Raw genomic sequence first — 21,996 nt, forward strand, 5'->3', positions numbered from 1 at the left:
GGTGCCCGGCCCACCGTCACTCACCCTCCCTGTCTACCGGACCCCGGACGCACACGCCTCCCCGGCACCCGGGGGCCGCTGCCCCGCAGCGACCCCGCCGGGCCACGCCGACGTCGGGAACCCGCATGACCACCCTCGCCACCACCCCCAACATCACCATCCGCCCCGTGCGGACCCCGTGGAGGATGCGGGTGAGAAGGCCGGGGCCGGCGTGGGTGGCGACGGCCGCGAAGATGGGATCCGGTGTCCCAGCGGGTGGTGGCCGGAGAGGCGCCGGTGCGGGCGGCGAGGTCCTCGACGAAGGCCCACCCGGTCAGCGGCTGGGTGGCGGGGATCTGCGCGGTGAGGGCGCGTGCGGCCTCCAGGGAGAGGCGGGCGGCCAAGTCGACACGTTCGTCGCCGGTCAGCTGTCGTCCCAATCCCGCGAGGGCGAGACGGACGGCTTCCTCGGCCTTCTCGCGGGTGGGGTACGCGCCCTCGTAGCGGACTCCGCCCGTGTCATCTGACGTTGGGATCGGCGGATGATACGGCATCAGAAGGAGTGCTCCGGCTGATGTGTACCGGCCCACATTTTTTCCTCACGCCTCCCTCACGGAAGTGAACCGTCGGAATCCGGCCGCACCTCAGGCCCCGAGTGCCTTGTGCCGCCCGGGGCGGAAGCGGGTCGGAGGAGTGGCCCAGTGGCGTACTCCCTGCTGGTGCCGCATTCGGAATGAAGTGCTCCGCGTTACTGGCGAGTTGCCCGATGCTTCCCGCAAGTCGGCTTTCAGTCAAAAATTGGCCTCAAGGTGGGCTTTGAATGGCGATATCAGCGAGTGATGGCACAGGAGCTATCAATTCCACTTTGACTACCCCTGGGTGATCTCCAAGACTGCGCCCCGACCACGGCACGCGATCGGGAACCGCGTGCGGGACCTGACAGGGGGACCGAAAACAGCATGAAGAAGAGCAACCCGAACTCCGCCCGTGTGCGGAGAGCCGTCACTCGCGGACTGGTGACCGCCACGGCGCTCGCCTCCGTGACGGCCGTGGCCGCGCCGCAGGCCGCCATCGCCGCCCCGCCGGCTGCCCCGGCCGCCGCGGCCGGCATCGGCACCACCGACACGCAGCGGGTCGACGCCGCCGCCGTGGTGCGCCTGGACCCGAGCCCGGACGTCCTGCTGCTCAGCGACCACGACTTCATCCACGCCCTCTGGCAGAAGGCCCGCGACGGCGGGGACACCTTCGACGCGGTGCGGCAGGCCGCCGAGGCCGCCATGATGAGCGAATCGGCCGACGACCACGTGCAGTTCATCGTCACCGGCATCCACGAGGCGTACGCCGTCGACAAGCAGCGCGAGAAGGACAAGGCCGACGCCGAGCGCGCCGCCCGGCTCGCCAAGTCCCAGGCGCTGATCGCCCTCGGCATCCCCAACAGCCCCGACCTGCTCGACCTGAGCGACGACAACTTCATCCGCGCCGTGATGCGTCACGAGGCCGCCGGGCCCGAGGTCCGCTCCGCCGCCGCGACGGCCCTCGCCGGGGACCCGGCCCGCTGGCAGGAGTTCATCGCCAACGGGGCCCGCGAGGCCCACCAGCGCGACATCGCCAACGAGCTGAAGGAGCTGGAGGAGAAGGACCGCGCGGAGGCCGAGCGCCGCAAGGAGCTCGCCGCCCGCACCAACGCGGCCGCCCTCTTCCGTATCACGCCCTCCGAGGCCATGCTCGCCCTCAGCGACGACAACTTCATCCGCGAACTGTTGCGTGTCGCCCCGGCCGACGCCAAGGGCAGCGAGCTCTACGCGGCGGCGCAGCGCGCCGTCCTCAGTCCCGACCCGGCCGTGTGGAAGCAGTACATCCACACCGGTGCCGAAGAGGCGTACAAGAAGGACGACGAGGCGCGCCGCAAGCAGATCGCCGACGCCAACCGCCGGCTCGCGCTCCAGGTCCAGGCCGCCGCCGAGAAGACCGGCGTCAACCCCCACCTGGTCGCCACCGCCAAGAAGGCCCTGGCCGGCACCGACGAGGACGTCGCCACCTTCCTCAAGGCCGACAGTCAGTACCGGGCCAAGCGCCAGTCGTTCCAGCCGGCGAGCGGCAAGCCGGCCGGCTTCTACGTCCGCCAGTCCGCGCCCGACGCCGGGGAGGCGTTCCTGGCCCCCCTGTCCACCGCGTCCAAGCAGACCGACCGTGAGGACGGCACCTGGGTGGTCGTCCCCGCCCTCGACGGCAAGCCGGGCTGCTACTCCTTCGAGTCCTCCCGCAAGGCGGGCCACTACCTCGCCCACAAGGACCTCCGGGTCCGGATGGCCGCGAGCGACAACAGCACGCAGTTCCGCAAGGACGCCACCTGGTGCGCCAAGAAGGGCCTGAGCGGCTCCGGCACCTCCTTCGAGTCGTCCGCCCAGCCCGGCCGCTACCTGCGCGAGTACTACGGCGACCTGTACGTCGCCAACAAGACCGCCAAGAACCGCTTCGACGTCGAGAAGGACTTCGCCCAGGACGCGTCCTGGAAGATCGTCACCCCGCTCGCGCGCTGACCGCGCGGGCGGTGACCACCCCGCCCGCGCCCTCTCCCTTCAGACTTGAGAAGAACGGAAGCATCCATGTCCCGGATCGCCCGATCCGCCCTGGCCGTCGCGGCCGGTGTTGCCGCGCTCGCCGGCACCGTGACCGTCGCCGTCGCCGACGAGACGCGCCCCGAGCCGACCCCCGCCCCCACCGCCGTGGCCACGTCCGCAGTGGACGCCGCCGACGCCCGCGCCGCCGCGGTCGCGGCCTCGGCGCCCTCGGCTGTCCAGCTCAGGGCCGTGCACAGCGACAAGTGCCTCACCACTCCCAACGCCAGCCTCCGCAACGGCGTCAACAGCGTCCAGTCGGCCTGCGTCGCGGACGCCGAGAACCAGCGCATCGACCTGGTGCCCACCGGCGCCGGCACCTTCGAGCTGCGCTTCGGGCACAGCGGCAAGTGCCTCGACGCGGAGGGCGCCGGCACCAAGAGCGGCACGGCCGTCCAGCAGTGGTGGTGCGTCGGAGCGCAGAACCAGCGCTGGCGCATGGTGATGGTCGACATCACCAAGGAGGCGTACGAACTGCGGCCCGCCCACGCCCCCCTCACCTCGAACCTCTGCGTGGACATCGAGTCAGCGAGCAAGACGGACGGCGCCTTCGCCCGGCTGTGGGCCTGCAACGGCACGCCCGCCCAGCAGTGGCGCATCCACCCGGTCACGGCCGCCTGAGCCCCGTACCCGCGAGAGAAACGGAACTCCCCATGTCTCGGACCATCCGGGCCCTCCTGACCGCGGGGGCGGCCGTCGCCGTCCTCGCCGGCACGGCCACCGCCGTCCAGGCCGACGAAGACCCCACCAGGGCCACCGCCTCGGACGCCGCCGACGCGGCCCGCCAGGCCGCGGCCGCCGCCGCGGAGGCCGTCGCCCGTGCCCAGGTGCCGCAGCAGGCCGTCACCTTCACCGCAGCCCACAGCGGCAAGTGCCTCAAGACCGAGGGCGGCAGGACCACGGACGGCATCAACGTCCAGCAGTACGCCTGCAACGGCACCGACTCCCAGAAGTGGAACGCCGTCGCCACCCGCGGCGGAACCTTCGAGCTCCGCAACGCCAAGAGCGGCAAGTGCCTGGAGATCCAGGGGAAGAGCGTCAAGACCGGCGCGGCGGTCCAGCAGTTCGCCTGCGGCCAGGGGGACCACCAGCGCTGGCGGATGATCCTGGTCGACCCGGTGCGCAAGATGTACGAGCTCCAGCCCGCGCATGCCGAGGGAATGTGCGTCGACGTGCCCGGCCAGAAGCAGGACAACGGCATCGACGCCCAGCTCTACAGCTGCAACCGCACCCTCGCCCAGCTGTGGCAGGTCCGGCCGGTCGCGTGAACCGGCCGGACGGGCGCGCACGGGCGCGCCCGTCGACCACCGCGAAGGGCGGGGCCGTGCGCACGGCCCCGCCCCGGCGGCCGTGCACCCAATCTTCTTTCCCGAGGGGGATCCTGAGTTGAGTCGTCAGTGGAGATGCGCGCGGGTGGTGACCGCCGGCGCGCTGGCCGGCGCGATCGCCCTCATGGGCGGCGTACCGGCGTGGGCGAGCGCCGGCGCCGCCCCCGCCGCCCCCGCCGCCGTACCGTCACAGCAGGCCCAGGCGCAGCAGACCCTGTCGCCGGAGATGGCCGCCGCCGTCGAGGAGGCCCGCAGGCGGGTGACATCGATGGCGAAGACCCACCCGGCCGCCGAGGTGCGGACCTCGGCGTGGAACGCCTTGCGCAGCACCCGGGGGGCCCAGGCGCTCCTGGAGTGGCTGGCCCCCGGCGGCGGCTTCGACGGCGCGAAGCAGCGGGCCCGGGACACCCGCGCCCGCAACAAGGCGTTCTGCGAGCGGGTGATCGCCACCCACACGGCGCAGTTCTCCCCGCAGGTGCGGGCCGCCGCGACCCGCGCCCTGAAGGGGGGCGCCGCCGAGCAGGCCGCGTTCGTCGCGACCGGCTACGCCGAGGCGCAGCGCCGCGACCGTGCCGCCCGCGAGGCCGGTGAGCAGCAGCGGCTGGACGTCGCCGCCGCCGACCGCGAGTTCGTCCGCGCCCTCGGCACCGAGGACCCGGGCGAGCAGGTGCGCGTCGCCGCCCAGTGGGCGCTGCGGCCGGGAGCCACGGACGCCGACGTGGCGGAGTTCTTCGGATACGGCTGGGCCACCGGCGCCACGCTGGACCTGACCGCGTACCGCACCCGGGTGGCCGACGCCGAGGCGGTACGCCACCACACGCTGACCCGCCTGATCGCCGAGGCCACGGCGGCCGAGGCAGCGGTGGACGGCGCGGCCGATGCCGCACGCGCGCGAGCGGAGGCGGAACGCGCCTGGCAGGCGGTGTCCGAGCACGCCGGCGCGGCACAGCGCGCCTGGCAGGCCGAACAGGCCGCCGCGGCCGCCCAGGCGGAGAACTGGCGGATCGTCGCCCAGCTCTCCCGCGAATCCGCCGAGCGCCTCTGGCAGGCGATCGCCGGCACCGCCGACGACCACGAGGCCGCCTGGTCCGGGGAGCGGACGGCGGCGGACGAGGCTGCCGCGTTCTGGAAGGCCATGTTCGACCGCGCCCAGGACGGCGAGAACCGCACCCGGGGCTGACCCGGGGCGTATGACCGGCCCCGTCCGCACCCGGGGCGGGGCCGGACAGCCCGTGGCGCCCGTGAGCGGGGACGTGACGGGGGCGTGCGGCCGGGGGAATGCCCGTCGGGCCGGGCCGGGGTCCGGAAATCCGGCCCCGGCGCCCATGAATTCCGGCCCTGGCACCGCCCGGATCCGGTCGCGTAACGCCCGGAGATCCGGTCCGGCACCGGCTCAGGACTCAGGGTGTCCGGCCGGCCCGTGACCGGGGCCGTCCGGACGGCACACCGACCACCCCGCCCCCCGACCAGGGGCCGGGGTTCTTCCAACCACTCGTCGAGGGGGATTCCCGTGAGGGGAAGATTCCGGCCCAGAGCCGAAGGGCTGCGCGTGGGCGTGGCCACGCACGTACGAAAGGCCGTGTCCGCGGCGATCGCCGTGGCGGTGCTGGGCACCGTCACCGGCGAGGCCGCCGCCGCGACCTCCGTACGCACCGAGCAGGCGTCGCTGACTCGGACGCTCCAGTCGCTGGACCGGCTCGCGGCGGCGGTGACGCCGCAGAGCGACCCGGCCCCGGCCCCTGCCGCCACGTCCGAACTCGACCGCATCAGCGACGAGCGCGATCGGCAACTGGTCGAGGACTTTGCGGAGTTCGACGAGGAGGAGGAAGTCCGCGAGGCCGCCAGGAAGGCGCTGGAGAGCACCGACCCGGACGCCATCCGCACCTTCCTGGAGCGCGGGGAGGCCGAGGCGCGCCAGCGCGCCAAGGACAAGCGTGCCGACGTCGACACGGGGAACCGCCGCCAGATCGAGGGGCTGCGCGGCACCGGCGGCCCGTTCTTCAACGCGGAGGTCGAGCGCGTCCTGAAGGGTACGGCGCAGGACCGCGCGGACTTCCTGGCCTTCGGCGCCGACATCGCCCGGCAGCGGGACAAGGCGACCGAGCAGAACGAGAAGGAACGCGCGGCGGAGAACCGCAAGCGGGTCGAGATGCTCGTGGCCGTGGGCGGCCCCGAGGTGAAGAGGGCCGCGCAGGCCGCCCTGGACACCGGCGACGACAAGGCGATCGCCGAGTTCCTGGACAAGGGCTACCTGGTCGCCGCGCAGAAGGACGCGGACGACCGGGCGGCCCACGAGAAGGCGCAGAAGGAGGCGCTGGAGGCGGCGGAGCGGCTGCGGAAGCTGGCGGAGAACGCCGCCCGTGCCGCCGAGGCCCGTACCAAGCTGATCGCCGCGCACGGAAGCGCGGTGAAGGCGCTCAAGACCGCGTCGAACGCGATGAACGCGGCGGCCGCGCAGTCGCGCGAGGCCGACCGGATGCTTGCGGCCGACCGGGCCGGAAAGCGCGTCTCCGACTACGGGCCGGTCAAGGTGGAGATTGCCCGCCAGGTCGGTATCGCCGAGGACGCGTCCAGGCAGGCGCAGGTCGCGGCTCTGCAGGCCAAGGTGCAGGCGGATGTGCTGGTCGACACCGGGCTGACCCACGGCGTCCAGTGGTCGGAGGTCGCCTCCGGTATCGCGGGTGCGGCGGACGCGGCGGCCAAGGCGGCGGCCACCGCGCAGCACGCGGTGGACGCCTCGGCCGCCGACGCCGCCGGGCTGAACGCCAAGAACCAGGCCGAACTGCACGAGCAGCAGGCCAAGAAGTGGCGGGCGAACGCCGAGGAGCATGCGAAGGCCGCGGCCCGGCTCGCCGAGGCGGCGGCCAAGCAGGCGAAGATCGCGGCCGATGCGGCGGCCAAGTCCCGCCAGGCCCGGATCGCCGCCGAGCAGGCCGAGAAGGAGGCGTGGGAGCACGCCCGCAAGACGCGGGACGCGCGGATCGAGGCACAGCGCCAGGCACGGATCGCCGCCGAACAGCGGGCCATCGCCGAACGCGAGCGTGACCTCGCGGCGGCCGCCCGGGCGCGTGCGGAGCGGGAACGGGACATCGCCGCGGCGGCACGAGCACGTGCCGAAGCCGAGGCCCGTACCGCCTCCGCCCGCCGGGCCGACGCCCAGGCCGCCGCCGCCGTGGCGGCACAGAAGCGGGCCACCGCGCAGACCCAGGAGGGCATCGCCGCCAAGGCCGACGAACAGGCCCGGGGCGAGGAGACCAAGGCCCGCACCGCCCGCAACAAGGCGGTCGAGGCCGAACGCGTCCACAACGCCGAAGCGGCCAGGGCCCGGGCGACCGAGGCGATGGCCGCCAAGGCCGCAGGCACCGAGCACGCCGAGACCGCCCGCGCGGCGGCCACCGAGGCGCGCTCCGCGGCCAATGCCGCCGGCACGGCGGCCGGTACGGCACGGGGCGCGGCCGACCAGGCGTCGGCCGCGGCGGTACGTTCCCGCTCGGCGGCCATCGAGGCTGCCGGAGCGGCGGCACGCGCCCGCGCGGCGGCCGCCGAGGCCACCGCGCACGCGGCACGCGCCAACGCCGCCGCCAACAAGGCCGAAGCGGCCGCCTTCGCGGCGAACGCGGCGGCGAACCGGGCCGAGGCCGAGGCCGCGCTCACCCGCGCCGCCGCGCAGCGGGCCAATGCCCAGGCGGCCGAGGCCACCGCGCAGGAAGCCCGCGCGGGCATCGCGGCCCACGAGGCGTCCCGGCTGGCCGGACTGGCCGCCGTCCACGCCAACCAGTCGCTCCAGGCGGCCAACCGCACCCGTGACGAGGCCGACGGCGCCACCCGTGAGGCGGCGATGGCCCGCCTCCAGTCCACGATCGCGCTCCAGGCCGCCGCGTCGGCCCGTACCACCGCGGCCGGCATCGCCGACCCGGCGAACACCGCCATCGCGCTCACCGCGCCGTTCACCGGCACCGACGTCGACGCCGACTTCGCCGCCGAGGTGGCCAAGGCCGCCCAGGTGATGGGCCAGGCCGAGGTCACCAAGGCCGACTCCAGGGCGGCCGAGGCGGTCAAGGCCGCCGAGGCCGCCGAAGCCGCCGCCAAGCGGGCCAACGCCCAGGTCGCCCCGGCGTTCAAGGCGGCTGCAGCCGCCGCCCGTTCCTCCGCCGACGCGGCCCGCTCCTCGGCGGCGGCGATGAAGTCCGCCGCCCAGGCGGCCGAGGACGGCGCCAAGGCCCGGGCCGCCGCGGCACGGGCCAACGAGGCCGACGCCCAGGCCCAGGCCGACGCCAAGCTCGCCCGCCAGGCCGCCAACCAGGCGTTCGCCGACGCGGCCGCCGCCCGCAACGCCGCCACCCAGGCGGAGGCCGAGGCCGCCCGCGCCCGGGGCGCCGCCGCCGACGCCGAGAACCACGCGGCCGCCGCCAACAGCGCCGCGAACCTGGCCGAGCAGGAAGCGAGCGTCGCCCAGGGCGCCGCCGCCCAGGCGGAGAAGGACGCCACCGACGCGAACAAGTTCGCCGAGTCCGCCGAGAAGCACGCCACCTCCGCCGAGACGGCCGCCAAGAACGCCGGCACGTACGCCAAGGAGGCCGACGAGGCCGCCAAGAAGGCCGAGGAGTACCAGCGCGAGCTGGAGCGCAAGGAGCGCGAGGAGGCCGCCAAGAGCAAGGAGAACGGCGACCCCTACTCCCTGGACGAGGCGGAGCGCAAGGCTCTCGAAGCCGCGGGCATCAGTCCGGCCGAGTACGAGGCTGCCCGGGCGCTGTCACAGCAGAACCTCCTCGACTACCTCAAGGAGAACGGCGCCGAACTCCTCGTCGAACTCGCCGCCGAGGAGATCAAGGAATGCTGGGACGACCCCGACATCCCGACCTGCCTCTGGGCAGTCGTCAACAACCTGCCCTGGACGAAGGCAGCCTCCCTGGTCACCAAGCTCCCGAAGCTCGGCAAGGCCATCTTGGGCATCAAGGACTTCCTCGACAAGTCGGCCAAGGCGAAGAAGCTCGTCGACAAGGGCGAGGAGATCCTCGACGACGTATGGAAAAAGCTGCCGGCCTGTGCAACGGACAAGAAGAAGAACGGTGCCGCAGCACGCTCGTCCGCGTGGTCCGCGGCGGACGGCAAGCGCCGGTCGTTCGTGATGACGGCCGACGGCGATGATCCGGGAAGTCTGGGCCTCAAGCGCGAGGAGTACATCGCTAAGCTGCTCGGCGGCAAGGTCGCCAAGGACGACAAGGGCCAGGACATCAAGATCGTCATGCCCAACGTCGGTTCGAGCGGCCTCGATGTCATCGGACCGAACGGTGAATACGTCTACGTGGGCGGAGGCGCCAAGGCAGCCAATCCGTCCAAGTTCGGAAAGGCCCTCAAGATCAACAAGTACGCGGCCGACGAGGCGGGTGTGAAAGCGATCTACTACCTGGCCGACAACACACCGGAGTCGGCCATCAAGCAGGCCAAGAAGGTATTCGGAGAAGAGAATGTGCACATCTTCACGCTGCCGAGCTGCTAGCCATGTCTGACGGATACATCCGGTGGTACCGCGAATCGGCGGCCACATCGACCTTTGCCGAACAGGCCGAGCTCTTCGAGGCATACGGGCTCGGGCTCGTCCACCCGGCGAGGGGAGCAGCCGTGGTGCTCGACGTCGAAGGGGACGATGTCCTCATGGACCCGGAGGAGCTCGGCCGGCTCCTGGGTCTGCGTATCGCGTCCATCACCATGAACTGGTGGTTCTCCGCCGACATCGACGTGGTCGACCAGTACGCGTACCAACCGCTCGGCTGCGAGATCCAGACGCTGTGGCTCGACGGCCTCACGACGGAGCAGGCCGACACCGTGGAAGCCGCCGTCGTCGCGGCGGCGACGGCACTTCCGGTGCCGACCCGCGCCGTGATCATCGACCGGGAGGGCGTGAGCGACCCCGACGACTGGGACGCGCCCGTGCTGTACGACGGCGAGGTACTGCCGATCTTCCCGGATCGGCTGCTCGCGTGCGACCCGCTCGCGGGCCGGCTCCTGAAGTCCTCGCCCGAGCTGCGCGGTGAAGAGGCTGGGAACGGCATGACCTCCCTGTCCCCTTACCGCCGGCTCTGACCACCGCCCGTCGGCCCGAGGAGGCCCCGCTGGACACACGTCCTGCGGGGCCTTCACCCGTGCAGGCAGTGCCCCGGCGGCGAGAACGTCGCACGCATGGCCCCACGCCCGCAGAACCCAAGCCACCGCTGGAATGCTGCCGGTTCTCCCAGGGCGTGCTGTTGATGTGCGACCAGCACACGCGCCACGGGCTGTCTCTCGCCCTCCCGCCGATCTTGACCACCGGCGCCACTGCCGCGCCGCCGCTCCGAGTCGACAGAGGACCATCCGAGGTGGAGGATCCAGGCCTCACACGTGCTCCGGCCTCCACGCGTACTACGTCGCCGCCGGGTCCGCGACCGTCCTGGTGCACAAAGCCAAGAAGAAGAAGTGCAACTTCCAGATCGACCACGTCGGCCAGGTCGACCAGGACTGGGTCACCAAGGGCGCCCACCTCAACATGAAGGACGGGATGGAGGTCGCCCTGCGCCCGGACGGCAGGGGGCATCACCGGCGAGGCCATCCGTCTGAGCAAGGGCACCGCCACCCAGAAGCAGGTGGACGCCGTGATCGACACGATCCAGTCGAACCCGAAGCTGCGAGAGGACATGATCTTGGTGACGAAGGCCGCCAAGGAGGTCTTCGAGTCGAGCGCCAAGACCATGAAGGAAGGCCGCAATCCTCAGTGGCGTTTCAGCAACGACCGGACAGAGGAGGTTCGGCGTTGATCGACGCCACGGAGAAGGTGTAGATGCCCGATCTGGATTTCTACGCCCATGTCGCCGCCCGCGGCGACGCGCTGGGGGCCGGAACCGGCTCGGAGCCCGCCGAATGGGAGGCGGCGCTGGGACCGGACTACCTCGACGACCGTTCCGAGGACCTGCTGCGCCGGGACTACGGACTGGTCGAGCTGTCCTTCCAGAAGAGTGATGACACATGGCCGTGCTTCGGCGTCAGTATCCAGGTGCACCGCCTGCTCCCGGGAGCGGCCGCTGTACCGCGCCCCCTCCGGGACGCCTACGGTGAGTTCGCTCGCCGGGTGCGTTTCGACGAACTGAGGGACATGATCACCGGCCTGGGCCACACGGTCGAGCCGGACGACGCCCCTCCGGTCACGGACATGCACCGGTACCGGGTGTCCGTTCCGGCGCCCGGATCGTCGTCGTCGCGGATCCCGACCCGTACGGATAGGGCGACCCGGACCCGCACGACCCGGACGAACGCCAGGTGGGCGACGTCTGGTCGATCGGCCGCTCCCCGGCCTGGTGGTCCGCGAAGGACTGAGCCGGGCCGCCCCCCGGGGGCAGACGCACGGCGCGGCGGGCGCTCCTCGGAGCACTCGCCGCGCCGTGCGCGACGACGCCCTTGCGCCGCAGGGCGCGGGTGATCCGGCGGGCCCCATAGGTGGCCCCGGACCCGGCGTGGATCCCCTCGATCAGCGGCATGGGCTGCTCGCCCCGCAGCCGGCGGGCGGACTTCGGACGCTTTTTGCGGGCGAAATGGATGGACGGTGACAACTCCAGCACCCGGCAGACGGGATCACCCCGAGGCCCCGTTCGCGCAGGTGGTCGATCACTTGCTCGGCCTCGTCCGGGGACGGTCGATCTCCTGGGCAAAAAGCACGCTGGCCGCTTTGAGGATCTCATTCGCCTGCTTCAACTCCGCGGGTTCTTTACGGAGTTGCTTGAGCTCATCGCGTTCGGCGGTAGTCAGCCTCGTCCCGCTCGCCGCCGTCGGCCTCGGCCTGGCGGACCCAGCCGCGCAGGCCTTCGGGACGGATGCCGAGATCCGCGACATGCGTGACGGGCCGGCCGGTGGCCCGGACCTCACGGATTGCGCGCTCGCGGAGCCCGTCGGGGCACTTACGCGGTGCTGCCATGGTGCTGGTGGACCTCCTTCGCCAGGATGGAACCCGGGCATCGGGGACTCCACGAAACGGGGTGCAGCTCACAGGCCCCGGCCGCGCAGCACCCGCCGCTCCAGCGGGCTGAAGATCAGCAGGTCGATGGCGATGCCGACGAGCAGGATCAGGAAGATTGCCAGGAACACCTGCGACATGCTGGCGTTGTTGCGCCCGTTCTCCAGCAACTGGCCGAGGCCGACGCCCAGATCGGGCGAGGAGGCGATGATCTCGGCGGCCATCAGCGATCGCCAGGAGAATGCCCATCCCTGCTTCAGTCCGGCGAGGTAGCCGGGGAGCGCGCCCGGCATCACGATGTGCCAGCCGCCGCGCAGGCCGGTCGCGCCCAGGGTGCGTCCGGCGCGCAGGAACAGCGGGGGGATCTGGTCGATGCCCGCGACAAGGCCGTTGGCGATGGAGGGGACCGCGCCGAGCAGGATCACGGCGTACATCATCGAGTTGTTCAGTCCCAGCCAGAGCACGGCGGGCGGCACCCAGGCCACGGATGGCAGCGACTGCAGACCGGACAGGACGGGGCCGACGGCCGCCCTGACGAATTTCACCCGGGCGACCAGCAGGCCGAGCGGCGTACCGATGGCGAGTGCCATCAGGAAGCCGAGCAGGCCGCGCGAGACGGATGTCCAGATGTAGTCGAGGAGCGTGCCCTGCCGCCAGGCGTCGGTCACCTCGTCCCACACCGCGGACGGCGACGGCAGCTTGTAGTCGGGGGCGACCTCGGCCCACACCAGCAGCTGCCAGACCGCCAGCACCAGTGCGACGGCGGTGATGGGCGGGAGTACTTTGCGTATCAGCGTCTCGCGCAGCGGTGTACGGTCGGTCTGTACCGAGTCCAGCGCGTCGAGCCCGGCCTCCAGCCCCGCCAGATCCTGCGTGTCCTGGGACTCCCCGGCTGCCGATGAGCCCTCCCTCGTGGCGTCGGTGCCGGTGTCAGTGCTGGCCATGGCGGCGGATCTCCCTGCGCAGTTCTTCGGTGATCTCGGCGGACAGCTCGGCGACCGCGCTGTCCTCGATGCGGCGCGGCTGCGGGATGCCGACGGTCCACTCCCGGGCGATCCGTCCCGGCCGGGAGGACAGCAGCACCACCCGCTGCGCCAGCTTCACCGCCTCGCGCACGTTGTGCGTGACGAACAGCACCGACAGTCCCGTCTCGTGCCAGATACGGGTCAGCTCGTCGTGCAGCACGTCACGGGTGATGGCGTCCAGCGCTGCGAACGGTTCGTCCATCAGCAGCAGCCGGCTGTCCTGCGCGAGCGCCCGGGCCAGGGCGACGCGCTGACGCATACCGCCGGACAGTTCGTGCACCCGCTTGCCGTGCGCGCCCTGCAGGCGTACGAGTTCCAGCAGTCGTTCCGCCTCGGCGCGGCGCTCCGCCTTGGCGACCCCGCGCAGCTTCAGCGCGAGTTCGATGTTCTTGCCCGCGGTCAGCCAGGGGAACAGGGCGTGCTCCTGGAACATCAGGGCGGGCCGGCCCTCCGTGCCGATGGAGCCGGCGGACGGCAGGTCCAGTCCCGCGACCAGGTTGAGCAGGGTGGACTTGCCGCAGCCGGAGGCACCCAGGAGGGTGACGAACTCGCCCGGTGCGACATCGAGCGTGATGTCGTCCAGCACGAGCTGCTGCCCGCCGGGCGTGCCCGGAGCGGGGAAGGACTTCGAGACGTGCTCGATACGGGCGGCGTGCGTCACCGCCGTGGCGTCCTGGACAGCCTTGGCGACCGTGGTGGCCAAGGTCGTCACCTCCTGGGTACTCATCGGGGCGGTTGTCGCTTGTCAGCTGTTCGGCTACTTGGCGCCGAGGCCGGCGTCGTCGACGTCGTCCTTGCCCTCGGCCTTGAGGACCTTGTTGAGCGGTGCGAGGTCGTAGATGCCCTTCAGGTCGGGCTTCTCCAGCAGGCCGGCCTTCACCGCGTGCTCAGCCTCGGTGTTGAGGGTCGAGGCCAGCGGGTCGTCGAGGAAGGTGATGGACTTCCAGGCCGGGTCGATGACCTCGGCGGGCAGGGCCTTGCCCGACTCCGCCTTCAGTGCCGCGTTGGCTGACGCCTTGGCCTTGTCCGGGTTGGCGTTGATCCACTCGTTGGTCTTCACCGAGCCGCGCAGCACGGCCTCCACGACGTCCGGGTGATCCTTGAGGAAGCTCTGCGACACGATGATGTTCGTGATCACGAACTTCTTGTCGGGCCACAGGTCGGCCTCGTCGAGGATCACCTTCGCGCCCTCGGCGACCAGCTTGGAAGCGGTCGGCTCCGGCACCCAGGCGCCGTCGATGGAACCGGACTTGTAGGCGTCCGGCGTGATCTTGTTGTCCGTGCGGACGACGGAGACATCGCCCTTGCCGCTCTGCGCGTCGACCTTCCAGCCCTTCTCCGCGATCCAGTTGAGGAACGCGACGTCCTGGGTGTTGCCGAGCTGCGGCGTGGCGATCTTCTTGCCCTTGACGTCGTCCAGGGACTTGATCTTCTTCGGGTTGACGACGAGCTTCACGCCACCGGAGGCGGAACCGCTGATGATGCGCAGGTTCCTGCCGCCCGACTTGGTGTAGCCGTTGATGGCGGGGGAGGGGCCGATCCAGCCGATGTCGATGGAGCCGGCGTTCAGCGCCTCGATCTCGGAGGGGCCGGCGTTGAAGGTGGACGCCTTGATCTTGGTGCCGCCGAGCTCCTTCTGGAGCAGGCCCTCCTGGACGCCCACCAGGGCGGTGGCGTGCGTGAGGTTGGGGAAGTAGCCGATCTTGACTTCGTCGGCGGAGAGCTTCTTGGCGTCCGCCGCGACCTCGGTCTGCTTGTCGTCGTCGGTGGCGTCGGATCCGTAGCCGCAGGCGGTGAGCAGGAGGGGGAGCGCTGCTACGACGGCGATGGTGCGCAGGGTGGTGAGCGGTCTTGCGGCAGACACGGAGGTGTCCTCTCGGGGAATGGGTTGATCACGAAGATGCCGAAAGCGCGAGGCACACAGCTCATGGGCATGCGCCTGCGCTCCATTCGGCGGCCCTCGGCGGCTGGGATGCCGTTGCGGGTCCGGGGCGGCTGTGCGGGGATGGGCGGGCGCGGGTGACGCTGCCGACCGAAGGATCTTCTGTCGACGGCCTCAGGCGGGCCGACAGATGGCGCTGGACGTGCGGCCGAGGTCGATGTGGCGGCGCGAGGTCAGCCGGGGGAGCGACAGGTCTGTGCGGTTGCGCGTTCGCATGGCCCCCCACGGATCCCTAGTTTTCCTACCTAGCTGATAGGGATCGTGGCAGAAGGCGGCGTTCACCCCAAGGGTGTGTTCATGTGATGGACGCGACTATCTCACTCTTTGGGATATCCGGTCGATGGCCCAGCGTGTCAGGGGTTGACCCAGGCTTTCGGGGCGTCGGTCAGTGCGGCTACGTAAGCGGGTAGTTGGGCCGATGCGACGTCGGCGAGCGACACGCCCTCGAGGATCTCGCGCACGTTGGACCGCAACGCGATCCACAAGGGGAGCAGTGACTCGGCGGGGCCGGTGTAGGACAGCTCGGGCGGGCGGACCCCGCGCACCGAGACCAGAGGTCCCTCCACGACGCGGATGACGTCGGCGATGCTGATCGACTCGGCGGGCTTGGCCAGCCGGTAGCCGCCGTTGCCGCCGCGCTGGCTGAGTACGAGACCGCCCCGGCGCATGTCGTTCAGGATGCTTTCGAGGAACTTGTGCGGGATGTCCTGGGCGTCGGCGATGGCCTCGGCCTTCAGTGGTGCGTCGTCGCGTGACGCGGCGAGCTGCAGTGCGGCACGTACCGCGTAGTCCGCCCTGGCTGAGATCCGCATGCGTCCATTATCCACCAAGGCTTCGGTCGATATCCGCTGCCGGCAGGCCGCCGGGCGGGAGCGGATACCCCTGCCCGGCGGCCGTGCGTGGCGGGTGCGGTGCTCAGGCCGCGGCCCGGGTGTAGTGGGCGGCGTCGTCGCCCTCGATGACGCGGCTGAGAGTGCCGTCGACACCGGCGGGGACGTCGCCCGCGACGGTCACCCGGTGCAGCAGTCGCGGCAGGTCGCCGTAGTCGTCGGGGGCGTAGTGCTGGGTGATGCGGTTGTCGAACAGGACGAGGTCGCCGGGCGTCCAGGCCACGCGCACGATGTTCTCGGGACGCGTGACGTACGACTGGAAGATGCGCAGCAGGTCACGGGAGTCGGACGGGCCGAGGCCCACGATGCTCTGGGCGAAGCCGCCGACGAACAGCCCACGCTCCCCGGTTTCGGGGTGGACGCGGACGACGGGGTGGGCGGTTCGGTACTTCCGGGAGACGAACCGCCTGCGGTGCTCGGCCGCCTTCTCGCTCTTCGGGGCGGCGTAGTCGTAGTCGTTGGTGTGCACCGCCCACAGCTTGTCCGCCAGCTCCCGCAGCGGCTCGGGCAGATCCCGGTACGCGCCGGCCGAGTTGGCGATGAGTGTGTTGCCGCCGTAGGGCGGGACCACGATGCTGCGCAGCGTGGATGCCTTCGGGGGCGTACGGACGAAGGTGACATCGGTGTGCCACTGGTTGGCGCGGATCCCCTCGTCGCCGTCGACCGGCAGGATGTTCGGCTGGCCGTCGACGGAGGGGACCGTCGGGTGCGCGGTGGTCAGCTCACCGAAGAGGGAGGCGAAGCGGAGCTGGCCCGCGTCGTCCAGGTCCTGGTCGCGGAAGACGAGCGCCTTGTGGTCCAGGAGTGCGGAGTTGATCTCGGTGGCGACAGCGGGGTCGAGGCCGGTGGAAAGATCCACGCCGAGGATCTCGGCGCCGATACGGCCGCCGATCCTGCGGATGTCGAAGCCGGTGCTGGTGGTCATGCGCGGGTGTCCTTTCGGGGGTGATGAGCGGGAAGGTGATCGGTCGGGAGGTCGTCAGGAGGTGATGGGCAGGGAGCTTCCCTGGGACCCCGGAGGGCTGAGGGGAGGGCCGACGGCTCGCAGGGAGCCGGGTGTGCGGCCTCGTCCCCAGCCGATGTGCCGGCGGTAGCTGCCGAGCAGGCCGGTGCGGTCCAGGTGGTCCTCGTCCCGGGCGGTGGAGTCGTCGGGCAGCGGGTGGGTCAGGGGTGCGACGAACAGGGCGTCGGCCGGGCAGTTCGCCTCGCACTGGAAGCAGGTCTGGCAGTCGTCGCGGCGGGCGAGTACCGGGATGCCGTCCTCGCCTCGGTCGAAGACATCGGTCGGGCAGACCTTGATGCACTTGTCGCAGGCGATGCAGCGTTCCTCCGAGACCAGCTCGATCACGAAGCCACCTCCAGGGGTGCGGCTGACGTGGCCGACGTGTTCGTCAGGGGCTCGACGCGGGTCCACACCCGGTCCAGACCGCCCGTCGTGATGCGGTGGTGCTGGCCGGGGTCCTGCGCGGGGAAGTCGAGCCGTTTGGCCATGCCGCGGGTCTCGGTACGGGCCAGTGCGGCCGCGTACATCCAGCGGGCGTGTGCCGCCATCGCCGCCGCCTGCCTCGCCCGTACGGTGTCCCCGCCCACGGCGTGCAGGGAGGCCCGCGACTGCTCCCAGACGCTGTCGAGGACCTCCAGCGAGGCGGTGAGCCGATGGCCGTGGCGCAGGTAGTTCTTCTCGTACGGCAGCACCTCGGCCTGGACCGCGGCGACGACCTCGCGGAAGCCATCGGCCGGACCCGCTGCCCCGGTGGGCTGCAGCCCGGCCCCACCCACGGCCACCAGGCGCCTCGTGGCGGCGCGTGCGCCGAGCGAGCGGGCGTGGCGGGCCGCGCCCCGGCCCGCCCAGATGCCGGAGGAGATGGCCCAGGCGGCGTTGTGGCTGCCGCCGCCGGTGAAACCGCCGCAGATCAGCTCACGGGTCGCCGCGTCGCCGGCCGCGTACAGCCCGGGGACGGTGGTGGAGCAGTCGTCGCCGGTGATGCGGATGCCGCCGGTGCCGCGCACGGTGCCCTCGGCGAGGAGCGTGACGGCGAAGCGCTGGGTGAAGGGGTCGATGCCGAGCCGGTCGAAGGTGAGGAAGAAGTTCGGCTGGGCCAGCCGCATCGCCTGCCGGGCCGCCTCGTCCGCGCGGTCGAGGCGGCAGTACACCTTCTCGCTGAGCAGCGCCCGCGCGATCACGGACCGGCCGCCCTGGCTGGCCGCGCTTTCCAGAACCGTGCCGTCCTCGTGGTAGAAGGTGGCGAACGAGTAGAACGCGGTCTTGGTCACGGAGGTGCCTTCGGGCGCGATGCCGTAGGCGTTGGAGAACTCCATCCCGGACAGCTCCGCGCCCGCCTCCGCAGCGAACAGTGCACCGTCGCCGGTGTTGACGTTGCATCCCAGTGCACCGCTGAGGAACGCGCAGCCGCCCGTGGCCAGCACGACCGCCCCGGCGCGCACCCGGTACGGCTGACCGGCCTGCCGCCGGTGCCCCCGGGCCCCGGCGACCGCCCCGGAGGGGTCGGTGAGCAGTTCGGTGACCGGGCTGTGGTCGAGGACGCGCGCCCCGGCCCGCTGCACGCGGATCCGCATCCTGCGCATGTACTCCGGCCCCTGGAGGCCGTTCCTGAGCTGCCTTCCGTCCGGCCCTGTGGGGAAGGGGTAGCGTCCGGCCGCCGCAAGCTCGTTCATGCCCGCGTACGTCTGGTCCAGCACCCGGGCCATCCAGCGCCGGTCGGCCAGGTAGCCGCCCAGGGCCTCCCTGCTCGCCATGGCCGCCTCGCGCGCGGCGGGTTCCGGGGGGACGTACCAGACGCCTGTTCCGGCGGAGGCGGTGGCGCCGCTGGTGCCGCAGTAGCCCTTGTCGGCGAGGACCACGTCCGCCCCGTCCTGGGCCGCCTTGAGCGCGGCCCAGGTGGCGGCAGGGCCGCCGCCGACCACCAGAACGTCCGTAGTGAGGTCGAGACCGGTCATACGGCCACTTCCTCTCCTGCGGCGGCCGGTGCCAGCCGGTTGGCGGGGCGGGCCAGGCCGTAGTTCTCGCGCAGGGTGCGGCCGGTGTACTCGGTGCGGAACAAACCGCGCTGCTGCAGGATCGGCACGACGTGGTCGACGAAGTCCTCCAGGCCGCCCGGCAGATGGGGCGGCATGATGTTGAAGCCGTCGGCGGCACCCTCGGTGAACCACTCCTCGATCTCGGCCGCTATCTGCTCCGGCGTACCGGCGAAGACACGGTGACCACGTCCGCCGCCGAGGCGGGCGATGAGCTCGCGCAGGGTGAGGCCGTCACGGCGGGCGAGTTCGGCGACGAGCGTGAAGCGGCTCTTGTTGCCGTTGATGTCCCGCTCCTCGGGCAGCTCGGGCAGCGGCCCGTCCAGCGGCAGTCCGGTCAGATCGGTGCCGAGCATCCCGGACAGCTGGGCCAGCCCGTACTCCGGGACCTGTAGTTCCGTCAGCTCCTGCTCCAGGGAGCGGGCTTCCGCCTCCGTCGAGCCGATGACGGGCGCGATGCCGGGAAGCACCAGCAGCTGGTCCCCGGTGCGGCCGTAGCGGGCGAGCCGGGACTTGAGGTCCTTGTAGAAGGCCTGGCCGTCGGCGAGGGTCTGCTGGGCGGTGAAGACGGCCTCGGCGTACTGGGCGGCGAACTCCTTGCCGTCCTCCGACGAACCGGCCTGCACCAGCAGCGGGTACCCTTGCGGGCTGCGCGGTACGTTCAGGGGGCCCTGCACCCCGAAGTACTCCCCGCGGTGGTTGATCTCCCGCACCTTGGCGGTGTCGGCGTACACACCGCGCTCCCGGTCGAGCAGGATCGCGTCGTCCTCCCAGCTGTCCCACAGCTTGGTGGCGACCTCGACGAACTCCCGCGCCCGCTCGTAGCGCAGCGCGTGCTCCAGGTGCTCGTCCTGCCCGAAGTTGCGGGCCTCGTTCACGGTGCCGGAAGTGACGATGTTCCAGCCGGCCCGGCCACCGCTGATGTGATCCAGGGAGGCGAACTTGCGGGCGATGTGGAAGGGCTCGTTGAAGGTGGTGGACACGGTGGCGATCAGGCCGACGTGCTCGGTGACCGCCGCCAGCGCGGACAGCAGGGTGAGCGGTTCGAAGCCGCCGAGGGCGTTGTGCCGGACCTTGCCCCACAGGGCGAGGCCGTCGGCGAGGAATACGGAGTCGAGCCGGCCGCGCTCGGCGGTCTGTGCGAGGTGCTGGAAGTAGCGCAGATCGGTGACCCGTTCGGGCTGGGTGCGCGGGTGCCGCCAGGCGGCGTCGTGGTGGCCCGCGTTCATCAGGAAGGCGTTGAGATGCAGCTGACGGGGTCTGGGCGCGGTCATGGGGTTCCTCGGATCGGGGGGTGCGGGGCGAGCGGGTGGCGGGAGAGAGGGGGGAGTGATGGCGGCGGGTCAGCCGCCCGCGGGTACGCGCCAGGAGCTGAGGCGTCGCTCGACGGTCACCAGGAACTGGTTGAAGATCACGCCGATGGCGGAGATCGTGATGATGCCCGCGTACATCTGCGGGATGGCGAAGTTGTACTGCGAGGCGTTGATCAGATAGCCGAGGCCAGCCTTGGCGCCGATCATCTCGGCGGCGACCAGCACCAGGATCGACACCGCTCCGGCCAGCCGGATGCCGGTGAACATCACCGGCACCGAGGCCGGCAGGATGACCTTCTGGAACAGGCGGGGTGCGGACAGGTCCATCGACTTCGCCAGCTTCAGCAGGGTGGGGTCGACGTGGCGGACCGCGCTGATGGTGTTGAGCAGGATCGGCCAGGTGCACGCGTACACCACGATGGAGATCTTCGAGGTCTCGCCGATGCCCAACAGCAGGACGAACACCGGCAGCAGGGCCAGCGCCGCGGTGTTGCGGAACACCTCCAGGAGCGGTCCGAGGAGGTCGGCGATCGGACGGTACCAGCCGATCAGCAGCCCGAGCGGTACGGCGACGGCTACGGCGATACCGAATCCGCTGAACGAACGCGCCAGACTGGCGCGCGCGTTGTCGGCGAGCTGACCGTCTGCGGCGAGCCCCCACCAGGCGTCGGCGACCTCGCTGAACGGCGGCAGGAAGGTCCGGTCCACGAGACCGGCTCGTGGCGCGATCTCCCACAGCAGGAGCAGGGCCACGATGGCCGCGGACTTGGTCGCCCCCTTCAGCAGCAGGTACGGCAGTCGGCGGACCGTCCGCAGCACCGTCCGTCGGACACGGGCCGTGAGGGAGGGAGCCCGGCGCGCGTCCGGGGGTGATGAGGTGCCGGGCGCGGGCGCGGTCGATGTGCCGGCTTCAGGGGACGTGGCGGACTCGGTGGACTTGGTGAGGGAAGGTGCCTGGACGGTTTCTGTCGTGTTCGCCGCGTCGGTCGCGAGGGTCGCGTCGGCCTTCTCGGCGGTCGTGCCGGTCGTGGAGCTCATACGGAGGCCTCCTCCTTCTCCAACTGCTGGGCCCTGGCCACCTCGTCGTGCAGCAGCGACCAGATCTCGTGGCGGTGCCGTGCGAACCCGGGACTGGAGCGGAGGTCGTCCGTCGCCGAACGGGAGCCGAGGGAGACCGGCACGATCTGCTTGATCCGGCCGGGCCTCGACGTCATCACGGCGACGCGCTGTCCCAGGTAGACGGCCTCGTCGATGCCGTGGGTGATGAAGACGACGGTCTTGCCGGTGCGCTGCCAGATGCGCAGCAGTTCGTCCTGCAGCGACTCCCGGGTCTGGGCGTCCAGCGCGGCGAACGGCTCGTCCATCAGCAGCACATCGGGGTCATAGGCGAGGCTGCGGGCGATCGCCACCCGCTGCCGCATTCCGCCCGACAGCTCGTGCGGATGGCGGTCCTCGAACCCGGTCAGGCCGACCAGGTCCAGGAACTCCCGGGCACGTGCGGCACGTTGGCGCCGTGGGAAGCCGGTGGCTTCCAGACCGAACTCGACGTTGCCCTGCGCCGTGCGCCACGGCAGCAGCGCGTACTGCTGGAACACGATGCCGCGGTCCAGTCCGGGCCCCGTGACGGGCTCGCCGTCCAGCAGGATCCGTCCGCCAGTTGGCTGGGCGAGGCCGCCGAGCAGCTCCAGCAGCGTGGACTTTCCGCAGCCGCTGGGACCGACCAGGACGACGAACTCGCCGTCCGCTATCTCCAGGTCGATGCCGTCGAGGGCGGTGAACCGGGTGGCCTGCCCGGCCCCCGTTCGGTCCTTGACGGTGAAGTCCTTCCGTACGTCCTCGAACACGATCTTGGGCGTCGTGGATTGCGTGGTGGCTTCCGGCATG

At 71.5% G+C, this 21,996-nt stretch carries 20 protein-coding genes and 2 pseudogenes; 8 read left to right on the forward strand and 14 right to left on the reverse strand.

Translation table 11 applies throughout. The annotated features are described in order from the left end of the window. Window positions 1-145 precede the first annotated feature (145 nt). Window positions 146-488, reverse strand: a pseudogene (locus QRN89_RS35105) (DUF2267 domain-containing protein); the annotation flags it as partial. 450 nt (window positions 489-938) lie between these two features. On the opposite strand from QRN89_RS35105, the gene QRN89_RS35110 reads away from it, so the two are divergent. The 8 genes from QRN89_RS35110 to QRN89_RS35145 all read left to right on the forward strand — a co-directional run bounded on the left by QRN89_RS35110 (window position 939) and on the right by QRN89_RS35145 (window position 11,375). Next, window positions 939-2,519, forward strand: a complete 1,581-nt coding sequence (locus tag QRN89_RS35110; RefSeq protein WP_290353464.1) for an AbfB domain-containing protein — start codon at window positions 939-941, stop codon at window positions 2,517-2,519. Window positions 2,520-2,585: 66 nt separating this feature from the next. Further along, window positions 2,586-3,218 (forward strand): RICIN domain-containing protein, encoded by a 633-nt coding sequence (locus QRN89_RS35115; protein WP_290353465.1) that lies wholly within the window; start codon window positions 2,586-2,588, stop codon window positions 3,216-3,218. A 32-nt stretch (window positions 3,219-3,250) separates the two neighbouring features. Then, a complete protein-coding gene (locus QRN89_RS35120) occupies window positions 3,251-3,865 on the forward strand; it encodes an RICIN domain-containing protein (protein WP_290353466.1) in 615 nt (204 codons plus the stop codon). 145 nt (window positions 3,866-4,010) lie between these two features. After that, window positions 4,011-5,105 (forward strand): hypothetical protein, encoded by a 1,095-nt coding sequence (locus QRN89_RS35125; protein ID WP_290353467.1) that lies wholly within the window; start codon window positions 4,011-4,013, stop codon window positions 5,103-5,105. 330 nt (window positions 5,106-5,435) lie between these two features. After that, a complete protein-coding gene (locus QRN89_RS35130) occupies window positions 5,436-9,425 on the forward strand; it encodes an ALF repeat-containing protein (protein ID WP_290353468.1) in 3,990 nt (1,329 codons plus the stop codon). A 2-nt stretch (window positions 9,426-9,427) separates the two neighbouring features. Next, window positions 9,428-10,009, forward strand: coding sequence for a hypothetical protein (locus tag QRN89_RS35135; RefSeq protein ID WP_290353469.1), 582 nt, complete (start codon window positions 9,428-9,430; stop codon window positions 10,007-10,009). A gap of 545 nt (window positions 10,010-10,554) precedes the next feature. Beyond that, window positions 10,555-10,716, forward strand: a complete 162-nt coding sequence (locus tag QRN89_RS35140) for a hypothetical protein (RefSeq protein ID WP_290353470.1) — start codon at window positions 10,555-10,557, stop codon at window positions 10,714-10,716. A gap of 23 nt (window positions 10,717-10,739) precedes the next feature. Continuing rightward, a complete protein-coding gene (locus QRN89_RS35145; RefSeq protein ID WP_290353471.1) occupies window positions 10,740-11,375 on the forward strand; it encodes a hypothetical protein in 636 nt (211 codons plus the stop codon). 7 nt (window positions 11,376-11,382) lie between these two features. Here the strand turns inward: QRN89_RS35145 and QRN89_RS35725 are convergent. The 13 genes and pseudogenes from QRN89_RS35725 to QRN89_RS35200 form a co-directional block, all read right to left on the reverse strand. Continuing rightward, window positions 11,383-11,634: pseudogene (locus QRN89_RS35725) on the reverse strand (hypothetical protein); the annotation flags it as partial. Window positions 11,635-11,678: 44 nt separating this feature from the next. Further along, window positions 11,679-11,867, reverse strand: a complete 189-nt coding sequence (locus tag QRN89_RS35150) for a transposase (RefSeq protein WP_290353472.1) — start codon at window positions 11,865-11,867, stop codon at window positions 11,679-11,681. A gap of 68 nt (window positions 11,868-11,935) precedes the next feature. After that, window positions 11,936-12,850, reverse strand: coding sequence for an ABC transporter permease (locus QRN89_RS35155; RefSeq protein ID WP_290353473.1), 915 nt, complete (start codon window positions 12,848-12,850; stop codon window positions 11,936-11,938). Beyond that, window positions 12,837-13,658, reverse strand: a complete 822-nt coding sequence (locus QRN89_RS35160; protein ID WP_290353474.1) for an ABC transporter ATP-binding protein — start codon at window positions 13,656-13,658, stop codon at window positions 12,837-12,839. The genes QRN89_RS35155 and QRN89_RS35160 overlap by 14 nt, the downstream gene beginning before the upstream one ends. A 30-nt stretch (window positions 13,659-13,688) precedes the next feature. Then, the gene (locus QRN89_RS35165) at window positions 13,689-14,795 is read right to left on the reverse strand and encodes an aliphatic sulfonate ABC transporter substrate-binding protein (protein WP_290353475.1); all 1,107 of its coding nucleotides are present in this window, start codon (window positions 14,793-14,795) and stop codon (window positions 13,689-13,691) included. 192 nt (window positions 14,796-14,987) lie between these two features. Further along, complete coding sequence (locus QRN89_RS35730; protein ID WP_356948687.1) at window positions 14,988-15,089, reverse strand: putative leader peptide; 102 nt, start codon at window positions 15,087-15,089, stop codon at window positions 14,988-14,990. 137 nt (window positions 15,090-15,226) lie between these two features. Beyond that, window positions 15,227-15,685, reverse strand: a complete 459-nt coding sequence (locus QRN89_RS35170; RefSeq protein ID WP_290353476.1) for an RrF2 family transcriptional regulator — start codon at window positions 15,683-15,685, stop codon at window positions 15,227-15,229. A 103-nt stretch (window positions 15,686-15,788) separates the two neighbouring features. After that, complete coding sequence (locus QRN89_RS35175; RefSeq protein ID WP_290353477.1) at window positions 15,789-16,688, reverse strand: TauD/TfdA dioxygenase family protein; 900 nt, start codon at window positions 16,686-16,688, stop codon at window positions 15,789-15,791. 54 nt (window positions 16,689-16,742) lie between these two features. Further along, on the reverse strand, window positions 16,743-17,111 hold the full coding sequence (locus tag QRN89_RS35180; protein ID WP_290353478.1) for a 4Fe-4S dicluster domain-containing protein: 369 nt from the start codon (window positions 17,109-17,111) through the stop codon (window positions 16,743-16,745). Beyond that, window positions 17,108-18,721 carry an FAD-dependent oxidoreductase gene (locus QRN89_RS35185; protein ID WP_290353479.1) on the reverse strand — a complete coding sequence of 538 codons (1,614 nt, stop codon included), beginning with the start codon at window positions 18,719-18,721 and terminating at the stop codon, window positions 17,108-17,110. The genes QRN89_RS35180 and QRN89_RS35185 overlap by 4 nt, the downstream gene beginning before the upstream one ends. Next, window positions 18,718-20,073, reverse strand: a complete 1,356-nt coding sequence (locus QRN89_RS35190; protein WP_290353480.1) for an LLM class flavin-dependent oxidoreductase — start codon at window positions 20,071-20,073, stop codon at window positions 18,718-18,720. The genes QRN89_RS35185 and QRN89_RS35190 overlap by 4 nt, the downstream gene beginning before the upstream one ends. Window positions 20,074-20,142: 69 nt before the next feature. Then, complete coding sequence (locus QRN89_RS35195; RefSeq protein ID WP_290353481.1) at window positions 20,143-21,150, reverse strand: ABC transporter permease; 1,008 nt, start codon at window positions 21,148-21,150, stop codon at window positions 20,143-20,145. Next, window positions 21,147-21,995, reverse strand: coding sequence for an ABC transporter ATP-binding protein (locus QRN89_RS35200; protein WP_290353482.1), 849 nt, complete (start codon window positions 21,993-21,995; stop codon window positions 21,147-21,149). Before QRN89_RS35200 ends, QRN89_RS35195 begins: the two co-directional genes overlap by 4 nt. Between the last annotated feature and the right edge of the window lies 1 nt (window position 21,996).

This window comes from Streptomyces sp. HUAS CB01, assembly GCF_030406905.1.
GTDB lineage: Bacteria > Actinomycetota > Actinomycetes > Streptomycetales > Streptomycetaceae > Streptomyces > Streptomyces chengbuensis.